This is a genomic window from Brachyspira sp. G79, from assembly GCF_002379365.1.
GTDB lineage: Bacteria > Spirochaetota > Brachyspiria > Brachyspirales > Brachyspiraceae > Brachyspira.
Window position 1 is genome coordinate 1,273,447 of record NZ_JQIU01000008.1, and the last position, 15,110, is coordinate 1,288,556.

The following is a 15,110-nucleotide window of genomic DNA, read 5'->3' on the forward strand; positions in this document are numbered from 1 at the left end:
TTATATATTTTGTATAATAAATCTTATGTAAGATTTAGAAAAATTAAAGCAAATATTAAATGAACCCATAACTGTTAATAATTTAAATAGAATTAATGATTATTTTGTGCGGTATTTATTTGCATCAGAAGATAGTAAACTATTACTATTAGATTTCATTAATTCAGCAATGATCAATATGGAAATGAAAACTTTTAGATCGCTTGAAATTCTTACTCCTTTTAATTATAAAGAAAATAATGAGGATAAAGAAACAATAGCACCAAAGGCGGGCAGACGCCTTGATATTAAATGCATTACACAAAATGGAACTGTTGTTATTATAGAAATACAATTACAAGGAAATTCAAGATTTCCAGAACGTATACTCTATTATTGGGCTTCAAATTACAGCAAACTTCTAAAACATGGGGAGAAATATGATGCTTTAACACCAGTAATAAGTATCAATATGCTTGACTTCAATTTAGATGATAGGAATAATGTACATTCATGCTATATGATTTATGATACTTCAAATAAAAAACTATTAACTGATCATTTACAAATACATATAATTGAATTAAAAAAGTTTAAATCTAATTTGATAAAATATTATTTAAATTGCTGGCTTACATTTTTTACAATGAAAGATAAAGATGATAAGGAGGCTATTATGTCCGAACTAGTAAAAGAAAAACCTATAATGGAAGAAATACAAAGAAAGTACAATAATTTTATAAAAAATAGACTTATGATGAATGAATATGATAAAAGACAGCCTTACCTATATGGAAATCAAATAATGCTTGAAGAAGAAAGAAAATTAGGAATTAAAGAAGGTTTTAAAACAGGACTTACAGTAGACGAAATAAATAAACTATAATTAATAAATATGGCAAAGAAAAATAACACGATATTTGTCTGCGATAACTGCGGAGAAAGCACTATTAATTGGATGGGTAAATGCCCTTCATGCGGTTCTTGGAATAGCTTAAAACCTTTTACAGAACCAGCTGAAAATACTAGCAAAGCTATAAGAGATAGAACTTCTGTTTCTTCAGATAAAGCTCAATTAACATCTATAAAAAAAATAAAAACTAATGAAAGTGCAAGAATATCAACAAATATAGATGAGCTTAACAGAGTTTTGGGAGGTGGAATTGTATCTGGAAGTGTTATACTTATAGGAGGAGAACCAGGTATTGGTAAATCCACTTTGCTTTTGCAGGTTGCTTCAAATATTGCTAAAAATGAAAAAGTGTATTATTTTACAGGCGAAGAATCTATTGAGCAGATAAAATTAAGAGCTGATAGGCTTGATTTAGAAGATTCAGACTTTTTAATATCATCAGAGTCAAACTGCGATAATATAATAAATACATTATTAGATAATCCGCCTACACTTGCTATAATAGACTCTATACAAACAGTATATAGCCCTTCAACAAACAGTATAGCAGGCTCTCCCGCACAAATAAAAAACTGTGCATGGGCTTTAATGCAGACTGCAAAATTGAAAAATATAACTATATTTTTGGTAGGGCATATCACAAAAGAAGGAACAATAGCAGGACCAAAAATTTTAGAGCATATAGTAGACTGCGTTCTTTATTTTGAAGGTGATGACAAAGGAATATACAGAATATTAAGAGCTGTAAAAAACCGTTACGGGGCAGTAGATGAAGTTGGTATATTTGAAATGGCTGAAAAAGGATTAATGGAAGTAAAAGACCCTTCAAGAGTGTTTACAAGAGGATTAAATGAAGCAGTATTTGCTGGAAGCGTCATAACACCTGTAATAGAGGGAAGCAGGGTATTTTGTGTAGAAGAAGAGGCATTGGTTGGAAGTAGTGCATTTGGCTATCCTAGAAGGCTTACTATAGGTTATGATCAGTACAGACTTCTTATAATAATAGCAATACTCGAAAAACGTGCTCATCTAAACCTTTCAAATCAAGATGTATATATTAATATAGCAAACGGACTTAATGTAAAAGAAACAGCAAGCGATTTATCTATAGCAATGGCAATAGCATCTAGCATGTCTGGAATATCTATTCAAAGAACAACTGCGTATATTGGAGAATTGGGACTTTCTGGAGAAATAAGACCTGTAAGATTTATAGAAAGACGTATAAAAGAAATGAAAAAATTCTCTTTAAAAGAAGTATATATTTCTAAGAGGGCATTAAAAGAAGTAAAGAATATAGAGGGAATAAAAATTATAGGTTTGGAACATATTTCAGAAGCTGTGAAAAAATTAGGTATATCATAACTAATATATTTTTTATTAAATAAATTGAAAAATTACCGTTAATAATAATTTTAATACATGCATATACAAAAAATATAATTGAAAAATATCATATTATAATATAAAATATTATATCCATATTTAAGGAGAAGTTTTGAAAAAAGTAGAAGATTTTTACAATAAATTCAAATTTTGCCTCCCTACAAATAAAGAAATTGCAAATAAAGAAATAGATATACTTCAAAATATTGTTAATATGTCGAATAAAGAGGCACAGAATTATTTAAGACAATATATAGCAAAATTAACATATTACCGTAAAAACTTCTTAGACTCTGAAACTGCATCAGCAATATCTAAAATGCTTATGGAAATAGCTTTTATACTAAGACTTCAATATGCCGATTATTTGCAGAAAAAAGAAAATAATATACTAAAAAATGATGATGAAGATATAATTGGCTTATCGAAAATGATAAAACTTTTAATCTCTGAAATCTCTATGATAATATATAAAAAAGAGTATGAAACTAATAATATGTTTCAAAATATGGGAGCATTTAAATCTGACTCAACTATAGGACATATTAACAGAGTATTCTTAACAGCAATAGAAGCAATACTTTTTTTTAATGAAAAAATGAGTCAAGGAATAACTAATAAAATCAGAGTAGATTTTAAAAAACTTATTACAAATATTCTGAAAAAATATACAAAATGTACAATATAGATACCGAAAACAGTTTGGAAACAAATGTTAAACTAGGAATAAGAAAAGTAGAAGCCAATATACTACTGGATACATCTGTAGCAATATTAATGCATGATATTGCTCTTGAAAATGATCATGACTATATACCAATAAATGAAGAAAAAAAGGATAACCACTCTATAAAAGATTATACTTTCGCTAAATATTTTATGAGAGGAAATGAAGGCGTATCTTTAACCGTTTCTTTGCATCATGAATATTATGGACATGGATACGGACTTTTCAGCGAATTATATAAAGCAGCTATAAAAAGAAATCCTAATCATCATATAGAATATTTAGTTTCTTATGATTATAAAGATATATTAACACTGCAAAGTTTAACATATTTACCTGCTAAAATTTTAGAAGTTATAGATGTATACGACACTTTAACAAATAGTTTTAAAAAATCAATCAAAGAAACTGTAAACTATATGACAGAAAACTTTATAGAAAAAGATATAATGCTTGATCCAATTATCACAGATATGTTTATACAATACTTAAAAGAAGTAAAAAAAATAAAATTATAAAAAATAATTTCTTATCACTTCTTTTAATCCAGCTTTATCAAGTTTATACATTTTCAAAAGTTCAGACCTTGTTGCTGATTCAAAAAATTTATTAGGCAATGCATGAAGCTTTACGGGTTTATATATTTCATTATCTGATAATAATTCTAGTACAGCACTTCCAATTCCACCTGCCTCTAAACCTTCTTCAATAATTAAAACTTTATTAGCTTTTTTTACTTCGTTTAGAATAGTCTCTTCATCTAAAGGTTTTAGAGTAGAAAGATTAATAATGGTAAAATCTCTATTAAGTTCATCAGCAGCTTCTATTATATCAATAAGAGTTTGACCATAGCTTATTATAACATTATTATTTTTTTTGTCTTCTTTAAGAATGTATGCTTTTCCTATTTCTATATCATCTAATACTTTGTTATTCTTCAATTCTCTTACAACTGATTTATTATATCTTATAACAACAGGTCCCTTATATTCTACAGCTTTTTTCACCATACTTCTAAAATCTTTTTCAACTACAGGAGCCATAATAGTAATATTTGGTATAATTCTTAAAAAAGATACATCAAATACGCCCTGATGAGTATCTCCGTCTTCTGGTACAAGCCCTGCCCTATCTATCATAAGTTTAACATTGGCATTCATAATACCAACATCATGTATAACCTGATCATATGCCCTTTGAAGAAATGTAGAATATAAACAAACAAAAGGTATTATTCCGCTTTCAGAAAGCCCTACAGCAAATGTAACAGCATGCTGCTCTGCTATTCCAACATCAAAAAATCTATCTGGAAACATTTTAGCATATTCTGTTAATCCAGTTCCAGATTCCATTGCTGCAGTTATTGCTGCAATATTTTTATTTTCCTTTGCCGCATTTACAATACATTCTCCAGCAAGTGAAGAAAAAGTTTTTGATTTTTGTTTTGTTTTTAGTTCTCCAGTTTCTATATCAAAAGGAGCTATTCCATGGAATTTTGAAGGATTTTCTTCAGCTATTTTGTATCCCTTTCCTTTAACCGTATTAACCTGAACAAGTCTTGGACCTCTTATAGATTTTACCTTCTGAAAAGTATTTATAAGCTCATCATAATTATGTCCGTCAACAGGACCGAAATATTTAAATCCCATCTCTCTAAAAGCAATACCTGGAGCAACAAAAGTTCTAATAGCACCTTTACCTCTATCTATAAATTCATTTGCAATATCTCCAAAAGGTAAACTTGAAACTAATCCCCTAACCTTTTCTGAAGCCTCCTGAACTAATGAATCATTTAAAGTTGTATTTAAAAACTTTGATATAGCACCGATATTTTTTCCTATAGACATTTCATTATTATTTAATACTATAATAATATCTGTATCAGTATTAGCAATATTATTCATAGCCTCAAGAGCCATGCCTCCAGTCATAGCTCCATCTCCTATTATAGCTATAACATCACCTTTAAAACCTAATATATTTCTAGAACAAGCAAGACCGTAAGCAAATGATAATGAAGTAGAAGCATGTCCTGTTTCTTCTATGTCATGTTCAGATTCGCATTTTTTAGGAAATCCTGAAATTCCTCCATATTTTCTTAATGTGTGAAATCGGTCTTTTCTTCCAGTAAGAATTTTATGAGTATACGCCTGATGACCAACATCAAATATAAAAGCATCTCTCGGAGAAGAAAATAAATAATGAAGTACAATAGTTAAATCTACTACTCCTAAATTGCTACCTAAATGTCCTCCAGTATTGGAAACATTATTTATCAAAAACTCTCTTATCTCAGATGATAAAATTTTCAATTCTTCTACCGTTAATTTCTTTAAATCAACTGGACTATTTATTTCTTCTAAATACATTATCATGCCTTACAATTAAAATATAAGCAAATTATAACCATAAAATATTTTATTTCAATAATTAAAAACTGAAATTAAGAAAATTAGCCTTGTTTAAAAACTTATTAGCATACAATTTTTATATACTTATTTATTATAAACTATATAATATTTATTAATACATAAAAACACCTATGTATTATTCGAAATCTTATTTAATCTGTAAAAACGCGGTTCTTTCTTAATAAAGAGTATTGTGATATACTTAATCAAAAATTATAATATTTAATGGATATACAGACATCAAAAAATACCTTGAAACTGCAATTATAAATAATATTTAAATTACTATTAAATAACAATGAAAATTTTTCAAACAAGTATAATATGTATTTTATAATAAATAAATTTATAAATATCATTTGACAAAAATTTATCATAGGTATAATATTTTTGGTTAATAAAAAATAAATTAGCGGTGTTGTGTATTATGCTGAGTATAGATAATCTAATTATAATAATTATAGGCTGCTCAATAGCAGGTTTTGTTGATGCGGCTGCTGGAGGAGGCGGACTTATAAGTCTTCCTGCATATTTAATAGCTGGTATTCCTCCGCATACAGCACTAGCTACAAATAAACTTACATCCACTTCAGGTGCTGTAGTATCTGCCTTTACCTTCTTTAAAAATGGAAAAGTTACTTCAAAACTAATAAAATTTTTAATACCTATGACAATATTAGGCTCTATTGTAGGTGTGCAGGTTATAGTATTGATAGATGCTAAAATATTACAGCCTTTAATAATGGTATTAATTCTAGCTGTTGGCATTTATACTTTATTTTCAAAAACTTTTGGAACCGAGAACTTATTTGATGAAAATAATTTAAAAAGAAAAAATTATATAGTAGGTATGTTTTTTGCCTTTCTTTTAGGTTTTTATGATGCGGTATTCGGACCTGGTACTGGAAGTTTTTTAATAATGTTTTTTGTACTTTATTATAAAATGGATTTTCTTCTTGCATCTGGTAATGCTAAGGCTTTGAATCTTACAAGCAATTTATGTTCATTGATAATATTTGCTATAGAAGGAAAAGTTAATTATATGGCTGGAATATTTGTTATACCTTTTATAATGATATCTACTTACTTTGGAGCTAAGTTTGCAATAAAAAAAGGAATAAAAGTTATAAAACCGATATTTGTAACTATATCACTGCTTACTACATTAAAAATATTAATAGATATAATTAAATAACAAATATATTTTTTGATAATAGTATATACACAAATGAATATAGTTTGTCAAAAAATAAATTTTAGTATTTATTGGGACTATATCTACGAAGTACACAGTTGTACCACCACAGTTCTTTTGTGACGCTGTAGCATTCAGTGTGTCACAAATAACCATACGCTGTACGCCTGTGGCGATAAGCATGCATAAACTCGTTGCTCTGCGTTCATTCGGAAACGAAATGCTATATTTTAGGCTAAATTTAATAATTTATCCTACATATAAAACATAATTAGTACGATTTTATAATAATTTCAATACTTGTACTTTCTCGAAGTGTATCCGAGCTTGTCGAGGATATAAGTTTCTTTGACTAAGTCCGCCTGCGACCGAAGGAAGTACTGTTAAGTATGGTGTGAGGCGGGATTCAAAAAAATTAAATAAAAAATTGACAAATCTAAAAATTTTTAGTATAAATAACTGATGCAGTACAATTATAAGTTAATCAATATAGAGTTTATCAATAATAAAATACCAACAAATAAAGAAATAATAAATTTATATACATAATCATTTAATTTTATAAAGTAATTATTTAGTACTTATTTTTTATATTTATAAAAATATTTAAATAGTTATATAAAAAATTATGATTGACATTTTATGATTTTTATAATAGAGTAATTGACTATGCGGAGCGGGTAAACGCGGTATTTAAGTAACTAATACTGAGGAAAGTCCGTACCTCTAAAGGGCATCATGCAAGCTAACGGCTTGAAGGCGAAAGCCTATGGAAAGTGCAGCAGAAAATATACCGCCAATTTGGTAAGGGTGAAAAGGCATGGTAAGAGCATACCGCATTTGTGGCGACATGAATGGCAGTGTAAACCCCATGAGAGGCAAGAGCAAACAGAAACGGATTGCCCTTTTCCTAAGTTTCAGGTGGCTCGCTAGAATATTATAGTGATATAATATCAAGATAAATGTTTACCTTAAATGACAGAATACGGCTTATAGCTCCGCTTACTTTTTATAATAAAAAAATATCTTACACATATAAAAATATTATCCTAAACAAGTAAATTATATATTAATATTTCTTTTCTATTATTGTTTTATTGTTCTCGCGTCTTACTTCAAGTTTATAAACCTTATCAAGTGAAAAATCAAAATCTTCTCTATAATGTGCACCTCTGCTCTCTTCCCTTTCAAGCATACTTAAAGCTAATATTTTTACTGCCTCAATTATTAAATAAACTTCAATAGATCCTTCATCAATATTTTCTTTTATACTATAATTACTTCTAATCTCTTTAAGTTTATTAAGTGCCGTATTTATTTTTTCTTTGTTTCTTACAACAGATAAATATTCACTTGCTATTTCTCTTATATTTTTTAATGCTTCAATCTTTGTAAGATTATTTTCTTTATCATCTTTCGAAATATCATTAATCCAATCATTAAGCTCTTTATGATCTAATTTCGTACTATCAAAATCATCAAAATTATTTTTTTTAATATATTCATAAGCATTTTTTACAGCATTATCTGCAAATACTAAAGCCCCGCCTACAGAATTGCCTCCTAATCTGTTAGCACCCTCTATACCTGATGATAACTCACCTACTGCATATAAACCATCAATGCCTGTATATGCATTACTATCTATTTTTATACCGCCGTTACAGCTATGAGCAAAATGTGTTATTACAGTTTCATCTTTTAATAAATCTATGCCTATATCTTTTTTAAGCCAATCCAAATATACAGTGTAGAACTCTTCTTTATCCTTATATAAATCTTCTGAATATTTTAATTTTACACCTTTAGATGATATTTTAAAATCTATTTCTCTGCTTTCAAAATCATTACTGAAAGGAGCGTAAGCACTTCTTTCAATAAATAATTTTTTATTTTCTTCGCTATTTGAAGTGTCTAAAATTAATTTATTTTCGGTATCATACATAGCAGTACAATATTTAAGTGTATGCTCTCCAAATAAAACATTATATTTAGGTTTTAAATACGCTGGTATAAACTGTATAAACTCCATATTCTGTGCCGAAGCTCCTGCATCTAAAGCAGCAGTAAGTGCAGCACCATTAATATTTTTTGGATACAAGCTGTTTTTATAATTTCCTGCAATTCCTCCAGTAGCCAAAATTATTACTTTTGACTTTATAAAGAAAAAATTATTATTATCTTGAAATACTGCTCCTATTACTTTATCATTATTTTTTATAATTCTTACTAATGAAGAGTTTTCAAATATTTTTAATCTTTTATTTTTTCTGAATATTTTTTTGGCTCTTTCTCTAGCCTCATTCCAATTATTAATAAGAAAAATATTTCTTGAATATTTTGCAAAACATGCAGGTCTTTTATCTTTTCTAAGCCAAGGTTTGAATCCTATTTTTTTTAATAAATGGATATTTCTTTTAATATTTTTTATATACGTTTTTATAAGCTCTTTATTTTCAACACTTTTACCCATATTGGTAATATCTTCATAATATTTATCATAATCATTTTTATCTTTTGTAACTTGTATACCTAATGTGGCTTTTAGAGGAAAATAAGAAGCCCCTCCGCAAATTTTTCCAGTAGTAACAAGGCATACATTTCTAAAAATCTTTAATGCTCTCTCTGATGAAATAAGACCAGCTATGCCTCCTCCTACTATTAATATATCAGAATTAATTTGTTTTGTTATATTCATATCAATACCCATAAAAATTATATATCTTTTAACATTCTATTTTTTAAAACCTATAATAAACTAATTAAGTATTATAAAAAATAAAATAATAAGTTTATAAAAAAATATTTTTAATGTATAATGATTATTCGTTATTTAATTATATTATTTTTAAGGAGATTATTTATGTCTGAAGTAAAAAGAATTGCTATAATAGGAGCTATGGATTCTGAAATAACCAATTTTAAAGGTATGATAGAAAATATAGAAGAAATTGAAATAGCTAATATTACTTATTATAAGGGAGTATTATGCGGAAAAAATGTAGTATTATTAAAATCTGGAATAGGAAAAGTTAATGCTGCTATTGCTACAACTATAGCTATAGAGAGATTCAATGTAGAAAAAATAATATTTACAGGTGTTGCTGGTTCTGGAAATCCTGATTATGATATATCTGATATAGTGATATCAAAAGACTTAATAGAGCATGATTTTGATACAAGCGATTTAGACGGTGATGAACTTACTGTACTTGTAAAGGGCTATGATAAAAATTATTATCCTGCTGATAAGGCATTAATAGAACTTGCTGAAAAATCTGCACAAAAAGTTATTACCGACAATAAAATATATATTGATACTATAGCTACAGGAGATCAGTTTGTAGGTAATAATGAAAAAGTAAAACGAATACATAATAAGTTTAAAGCAGGTGCTATAGAAATGGAAGGAGCTGCTGTAGCTCATGCTGCTTTGATGTATAAAGTTCCTTTTGTAGTTATACGTTCATTATCTGATAAAGCTGACAGCGATGCGGTAGTAGATTTTCCTAAATTTGTAGTAAAATCAGCTCAGAACTCTATGAAAATAGTGGTAGAAATGCTTGAGAATATGAAATAATTTTAAAAATAAATAATAGAGTTGTTTAAAAAATAAATATATGAAGTTTTAAACGGCTCTATTTGTTTATAATCCAAGTATTACATACATTTTTATCTTCCACATAAATCAGATTCACAAATAAAATAATTCACAATTTTTAAAATTAAATAGTTTTTTCATATATACATATCATACATATATAAAATATTACTACTTACAATAAATTTACTATTGAAAATATTATACATTTATAATATAATCTTCAATAATTAATTAACATAATATCGGAGTTTCTATGCCTGATAAAAGAACGATATTAAACGGTAACGGCGTAGGTGATGATGTTGCAATAGGAAATTCTTTTCTTTATACACCTTCACTAAGTACCCCTGTTTATAAAATCGAAGAAAGTGATGTAGAAGAAGAATACAAAAGATTTGATGAAGCAATTAAAAAATCAATAGAAGAAATTGAAGAACTTCAAAATCATGTGGATAATAATATTAAAAATATTTTATATACTCATATATTAATGCTTCAGGACAGAGTAATAATAAGGCAAGTTAAAGAAGAAGTAAAAGCAAAACTATTTAATGTAGAGCATGTATATGATACAATAATATCTGGATATCTTGATAAACTATCTTCTGTAAATAATAAAATGCTATCCGAAAGAAGCAGTGATATAGCAGATATAAAATCAAGACTGATAAGAAATCTAATACAGCCTAATTCAGGGGATTATTCTCAAATACCAGAAAATTGTATTATAATAGCAAAAACGCTTACTCCAAGTGATGTATTAAAGTTTAATAGTATAGGAGTAGCAGGATTTATAATAGAAAGCGGTGGATATACTTCGCATGCTGCTATACTTGCTAAATCATTCGGCATAACAACAATATTCAATATAGCCGATATATCAAGCAAAATAAAAAATGGAAGAAAAATAATAATAGACTGTAGAAGTAATATTGTAATTATGAATCCAAACGAAAAAGATATTACTAACTACACTATACTTACAGAAAATATAAAACAATTCAAAGAGCAGTCTATAATAGATGCAAAAGAAAAAGCATTGACAAAAGATAATATAGAAATAAAAGTTCATGCGAATATAGATATACCAGAAGAGACAGAAAACTTATTAAAACATGGTGTAGATTCAATAGGATTATACAGAACAGAGTTTTTATATATATTTTCAGAAGAAGATATTGCTACAACGCTACCTAGTGAAGAAACTCAATTTAAAGTATATAAAAATATAGCTTCAAAGATGAAAGGAAGAGTTGTAATAAGAACTTTAGATATAGGAGGCGATAAAATATCTCCTGCTTTAGGACTTAATTTTAAAGAAGATAATCCATTCTTAGGCTGGCGTGCTATAAGATTCTGCTTATCAAATAAGAAGTTATTTAAAGACCAGATAAAAGCATTGCTCAGAGCTTCGCATTATGGAAATATAGAAATTATGATTCCTATGATAAGCACTTTAGAAGAGTTTATTGAAACTAAAAAATTTATTGAAGATATAAAAGAAGAATTAAGAAACGAAAATCAGCTATTTAATGAAAATATAAAAATAGGAGTTTTAATAGAAACACCTTCTGCTGCTGTAATAATAGACTTGATAATAAAAGAAGCTGATTTTATATCAATAGGTTCTAATGATTTAGTTCAGTATATGATGGCCTGCGACAGAACTAATGAGAAACTATCATATTTATACAACCCTATAGATATATCTGTTTTAAGAGTATTAAAAAGAGTAATAGAAACAGCCAATAACAATAATAAACCTATAACATTATGCGGAGAAATGGCAAGCGTTGCCAAGTATACTCCTATTCTTCTTGGTCTTGGAATAAGGGAGCTTTCTATGTCTGTTACTTCTATAGCTAAAATAAAAAATCTTATAAGAAGTATAAGCATAAAAGAATGCACAAAATTGGTAAATGAAATGCTTGAAAAGTGCGACAACAATTTTTCTAAATCAATTTTAAATAGTTTTATTAAAAAAATAGATATAAAAAATTATAAAGGCATAAGTGAATGAAAAAAATTTTATTAATATTAATAGCTGCATGCATTTTAATATCATGCAAAGTAACAAAATCTATAGATGAATACCAAAAATTAAAAACAATAGAAAAAACAGAAGATTACGGACCTTTAGGAGATTTCTTAAAAACACTTCCTAAAACTGAAGGAGAAAATGCTCAATCTCCATACAATGAATTAACAGCCTTTATTAAAGGAAGAAATCAAATATTATCATCAAACTACAAAGAAGGTTTTGAGACTTTGGCAAGGTTTTTATTCACATATCCGTCAAGTTATTATGAAAGCGAGGCATCTTATTTACTAGGTCAGGCTTTAATATATATGGTAGAAAATGAACCTTCATATATAGAAGAGTTTTATACTCAGCTATTATCAGAGGGTATAGTTGAAGGAGAAGAGAATAACGATGATAATGTTACAAATCTCACAGCATCTTTAAATAATATATACAGCCAATTAGGAATTATTGTAAAAGACGGAAAGTATTCTTTTAACGGATATACTTTTGACAGAATACTTCAAGATGAAGAAAGTGCTTTTCCATTAAAAGATTTTGCCTACTACTTCAGTATAAGACACAGATTTAGCAATATAGAAAATGAAAATGATAAATCAAAATTTATAACTAATATCACATACTTAAAAAGATTCTCTGAACGCTACAGAACAAGTGTATTACAGGAAAACATATTGAATAATAAATCATATTTTCCAGATGTTCTTCCATTTGATTTAACTGCTAATGAGAAAAAAAATTATAATGATACTGTAGAAGCTGTTAAAAACAGAATAGAGGGAATAAGAGCAGCATATGAAGAAGAATATTATGTAATAGGAAATGGTATTATTATAAGAGACAGAATACCTGCAGTAACATCAGGTACAGAGAAAGAACTTTACAGACTATACAATTATGATTTTGTAACAGTATTAAATAAAACTAATGTATACAATGCTAAAGAGAGAGAAAGAGAAGATTGGGCTTTAGTAAGATACGACACATACTACGGACCTATAGTGGGCTGGAGCTATTTAAGATATATGACTAATAATATACAGAATATTGAAGATATATTTGAAAATTATAAATCAGCTATGAACTCATATAAAAATTATGATTATTTAAAATCATCTGATTTCTTTTCATATGTATTAAACAGTCCTCAAACAAATTATTTTACCGACAAATCAGTATATTTTCTCTGGAAAGTTAATAATAAAATAGGCGAACTTGTAAGCTCTAAAAATAATCCTTATTATGAATATGTACTAGATTATCCTAAGTATTTTTATTATAATACCAATAATAATGTGCTTCAAAGCTCTACTCTATTATATAACTATTTAATAAAAATACTGCCTACCAATCCGTACAGATTTGTTATAAGCGGAGACAGCGAAGCAGAATACAGTGTAGATTAATTTTTGATAAGTATTATTTACTATTAATTATTAACAGCATTCTATACTTCATAAAAAATATATTTAATGTTATAATTTTTATAAATTTATAAGTTGGAATATACTATGAATATATTAGATAATGTTAATACTAAAGTTTTTGAAATTTTTAAAACTGAAGAAAGTATTAAAGAAATAGGAATACTTTCTGCCTATTGCAGCTATAGTGCATTTTATGATATAGCAAATAATGAAATAGCAAGAAAAACTTTTTTAAAAGCAAATGTAAAAATTATTATGGGTATGAATATTGACCCTAAAATTCAGTGTTTATATATTAATTATAATCAAAATAATACAAAAAAAAATATAGAAGAATTCAATGATTTTGTTGAGTATACAATTAGCGAATTAAATAAAAATCAAAAAAATAAAACAGTATTGGAACTATTTAAAGAAAAATGCCAAAACTCCTCCCTTGAAATAAGAAGTGCAAACGATAAAACGCATGCAAAACTTTATGTATTAAGATATACTGATAAAAGTACAATAAAGAAAATGCACGGCTGTGCAATAATAGGTTCTAGTAATTTTTCAAGAGAAGGTCTTCATCAAAGAAAAGAAATTAATGCGTATACAGAAGATGGATTTGAAGATTTTTATAACTTTTTTCAAGATGAATGGAAAAACACATCAAGCATATTAGACAAAGAAAATGAAAAAGAATTCTTTGATAAAGTGGGAATAAAAGATAAAGAAGAAATAAAACAAAATAATGATATCAAAGAAACTATTAACCGCCCTACTCCTTATGAAATATATTTAAAAGTTATATACGAATATTTTAATTTTTTTACCAATGAAAAATTATTATTTACGCCAAAAGACTTCAATTATTCAAATTATAAATATCAGATAGATGCTATAAAAAGCGGAATTAAAAGCATTATGACATATGGCGGGGTTTTAATATCTGATGTTGTAGGGCTTGGAAAAAGTATAATAGCTTCGGCAATAGCTAAAAATTTAATTGAAATGAAAGCCGTTGAAGAAATTATAATAGTATCTCCTCCAAAAATAATATATTCTTGGGAAAATTATAATGCAGAGTTCAAATTAAACGCCTTAATAAAAAGTGTTGGTAAATTAGATGAATTATATGAATATGTACATAATCATAAAAAAACAAGACTTATTATAATAGATGAAGCTCATAGATTTGTAAACAGCAAAACTGAATCATACAATATTATAAAAAATATATGCTCAGCAAATAAAGTTATGCTTCTTACAGCAACTCCTATGCATAATACAACTTCTGATATATTTTCTTTAATAGATATATTTGACAGAATGCTCACTACAGATAAAAGTATAGCTGAAATTAAATCATCTATTCTAAAAGAAGAGCGAATTATAAAAAGCAAATACAAAAAAGATGATAATGAAAAGAAACTAAAGAAAAA

General features: G+C 27.2%; 11 protein-coding genes and 1 other RNA gene. 10 read left to right on the top strand and 2 right to left on the bottom strand.

What is annotated here, in order from left to right; translation table 11 throughout:
• Positions 1 to 67: 67 nt before the first annotated feature.
• The 4 genes from KQ44_RS06985 to KQ44_RS14925 all read left to right on the top strand — a co-directional run bounded on the left by KQ44_RS06985 (position 68) and on the right by KQ44_RS14925 (position 3,523).
• Positions 68 to 865: an Rpn family recombination-promoting nuclease/putative transposase gene (locus KQ44_RS06985; RefSeq protein WP_096736814.1), complete on the top strand. Its 798-nt coding sequence runs from the start codon at positions 68 to 70 to the stop codon at positions 863 to 865.
• A gap of 9 nt (positions 866 to 874) precedes the next feature.
• Positions 875 to 2,257, top strand: a complete 1,383-nt coding sequence (gene radA / locus KQ44_RS06990; protein ID WP_096736815.1) for a DNA repair protein RadA — start codon at positions 875 to 877, stop codon at positions 2,255 to 2,257.
• Between the two features lie 133 nt (positions 2,258 to 2,390).
• The gene (locus KQ44_RS14920) at positions 2,391 to 2,966 is read left to right on the top strand and encodes a hypothetical protein (protein WP_240516525.1); all 576 of its coding nucleotides are present in this window, start codon (positions 2,391 to 2,393) and stop codon (positions 2,964 to 2,966) included.
• The gene (locus KQ44_RS14925) at positions 2,954 to 3,523 is read left to right on the top strand and encodes a hypothetical protein (protein ID WP_240516526.1); all 570 of its coding nucleotides are present in this window, start codon (positions 2,954 to 2,956) and stop codon (positions 3,521 to 3,523) included. The genes KQ44_RS14920 and KQ44_RS14925 overlap by 13 nt, the downstream gene beginning before the upstream one ends.
• Here KQ44_RS14925 and dxs read toward each other — a convergent pair.
• Positions 3,518 to 5,374, bottom strand: coding sequence for a 1-deoxy-D-xylulose-5-phosphate synthase (gene dxs / locus KQ44_RS07000; protein WP_096736816.1), 1,857 nt, complete (start codon positions 5,372 to 5,374; stop codon positions 3,518 to 3,520). The genes KQ44_RS14925 and dxs overlap by 6 nt on opposite strands.
• A gap of 469 nt (positions 5,375 to 5,843) precedes the next feature.
• Between dxs and KQ44_RS07005 the strand changes: the two genes are divergently transcribed.
• A complete protein-coding gene (locus KQ44_RS07005; protein ID WP_096736817.1) occupies positions 5,844 to 6,611 on the top strand; it encodes a TSUP family transporter in 768 nt (255 codons plus the stop codon).
• Between the two features lie 668 nt (positions 6,612 to 7,279).
• An RNA gene (gene rnpB, locus KQ44_RS07010) (RNase P RNA component class A) lies at positions 7,280 to 7,620 on the top strand.
• Between the two features lie 60 nt (positions 7,621 to 7,680).
• Here the strand turns inward: rnpB and KQ44_RS07015 are convergent.
• Positions 7,681 to 9,309 (bottom strand): FAD-binding protein, encoded by a 1,629-nt coding sequence (locus KQ44_RS07015; protein ID WP_096737794.1) that lies wholly within the window; start codon positions 9,307 to 9,309, stop codon positions 7,681 to 7,683.
• A gap of 165 nt (positions 9,310 to 9,474) precedes the next feature.
• Between KQ44_RS07015 and KQ44_RS07020 the strand changes: the two genes are divergently transcribed.
• From KQ44_RS07020 to KQ44_RS07035, 4 genes are all read left to right on the top strand, one after another.
• Positions 9,475 to 10,191, top strand: coding sequence for a 5'-methylthioadenosine/adenosylhomocysteine nucleosidase (locus tag KQ44_RS07020; RefSeq protein WP_096736818.1), 717 nt, complete (start codon positions 9,475 to 9,477; stop codon positions 10,189 to 10,191).
• A gap of 277 nt (positions 10,192 to 10,468) precedes the next feature.
• Positions 10,469 to 12,235, top strand: coding sequence for a phosphoenolpyruvate--protein phosphotransferase (gene ptsP / locus KQ44_RS07025; RefSeq protein ID WP_096736819.1), 1,767 nt, complete (start codon positions 10,469 to 10,471; stop codon positions 12,233 to 12,235).
• A complete protein-coding gene (locus KQ44_RS07030) occupies positions 12,232 to 13,665 on the top strand; it encodes a hypothetical protein (RefSeq protein WP_096736820.1) in 1,434 nt (477 codons plus the stop codon). The genes ptsP and KQ44_RS07030 overlap by 4 nt, the downstream gene beginning before the upstream one ends.
• A gap of 105 nt (positions 13,666 to 13,770) precedes the next feature.
• Positions 13,771 to 15,110: SNF2-related protein (locus tag KQ44_RS07035; RefSeq protein ID WP_143277881.1), on the top strand; the 1,340-nt coding region annotated here is incomplete at its 3' end.

Coding starts and splice junctions, on each gene's coding strand:
- radA (WP_096736815.1), top strand. CDS start 875: ATGGCAAAGAAAAATAACACGATATTTGTCTGCGATAACTGCGGAGAA.
- KQ44_RS14925 (WP_240516526.1), top strand. CDS start 2,954: ATGTACAATATAGATACCGAAAACAGTTTGGAAACAAATGTTAAACTA.
- dxs (WP_096736816.1), bottom strand. CDS start 5,374: ATGTATTTAGAAGAAATAAATAGTCCAGTTGATTTAAAGAAATTAACG.
- KQ44_RS07005 (WP_096736817.1), top strand. CDS start 5,844: ATGCTGAGTATAGATAATCTAATTATAATAATTATAGGCTGCTCAATA.
- KQ44_RS07015 (WP_096737794.1), bottom strand. CDS start 9,309: ATGAATATAACAAAACAAATTAATTCTGATATATTAATAGTAGGAGGA.
- KQ44_RS07020 (WP_096736818.1), top strand. CDS start 9,475: ATGTCTGAAGTAAAAAGAATTGCTATAATAGGAGCTATGGATTCTGAA.
- ptsP (WP_096736819.1), top strand. CDS start 10,469: ATGCCTGATAAAAGAACGATATTAAACGGTAACGGCGTAGGTGATGAT.
- KQ44_RS07030 (WP_096736820.1), top strand. CDS start 12,232: ATGAAAAAAATTTTATTAATATTAATAGCTGCATGCATTTTAATATCA.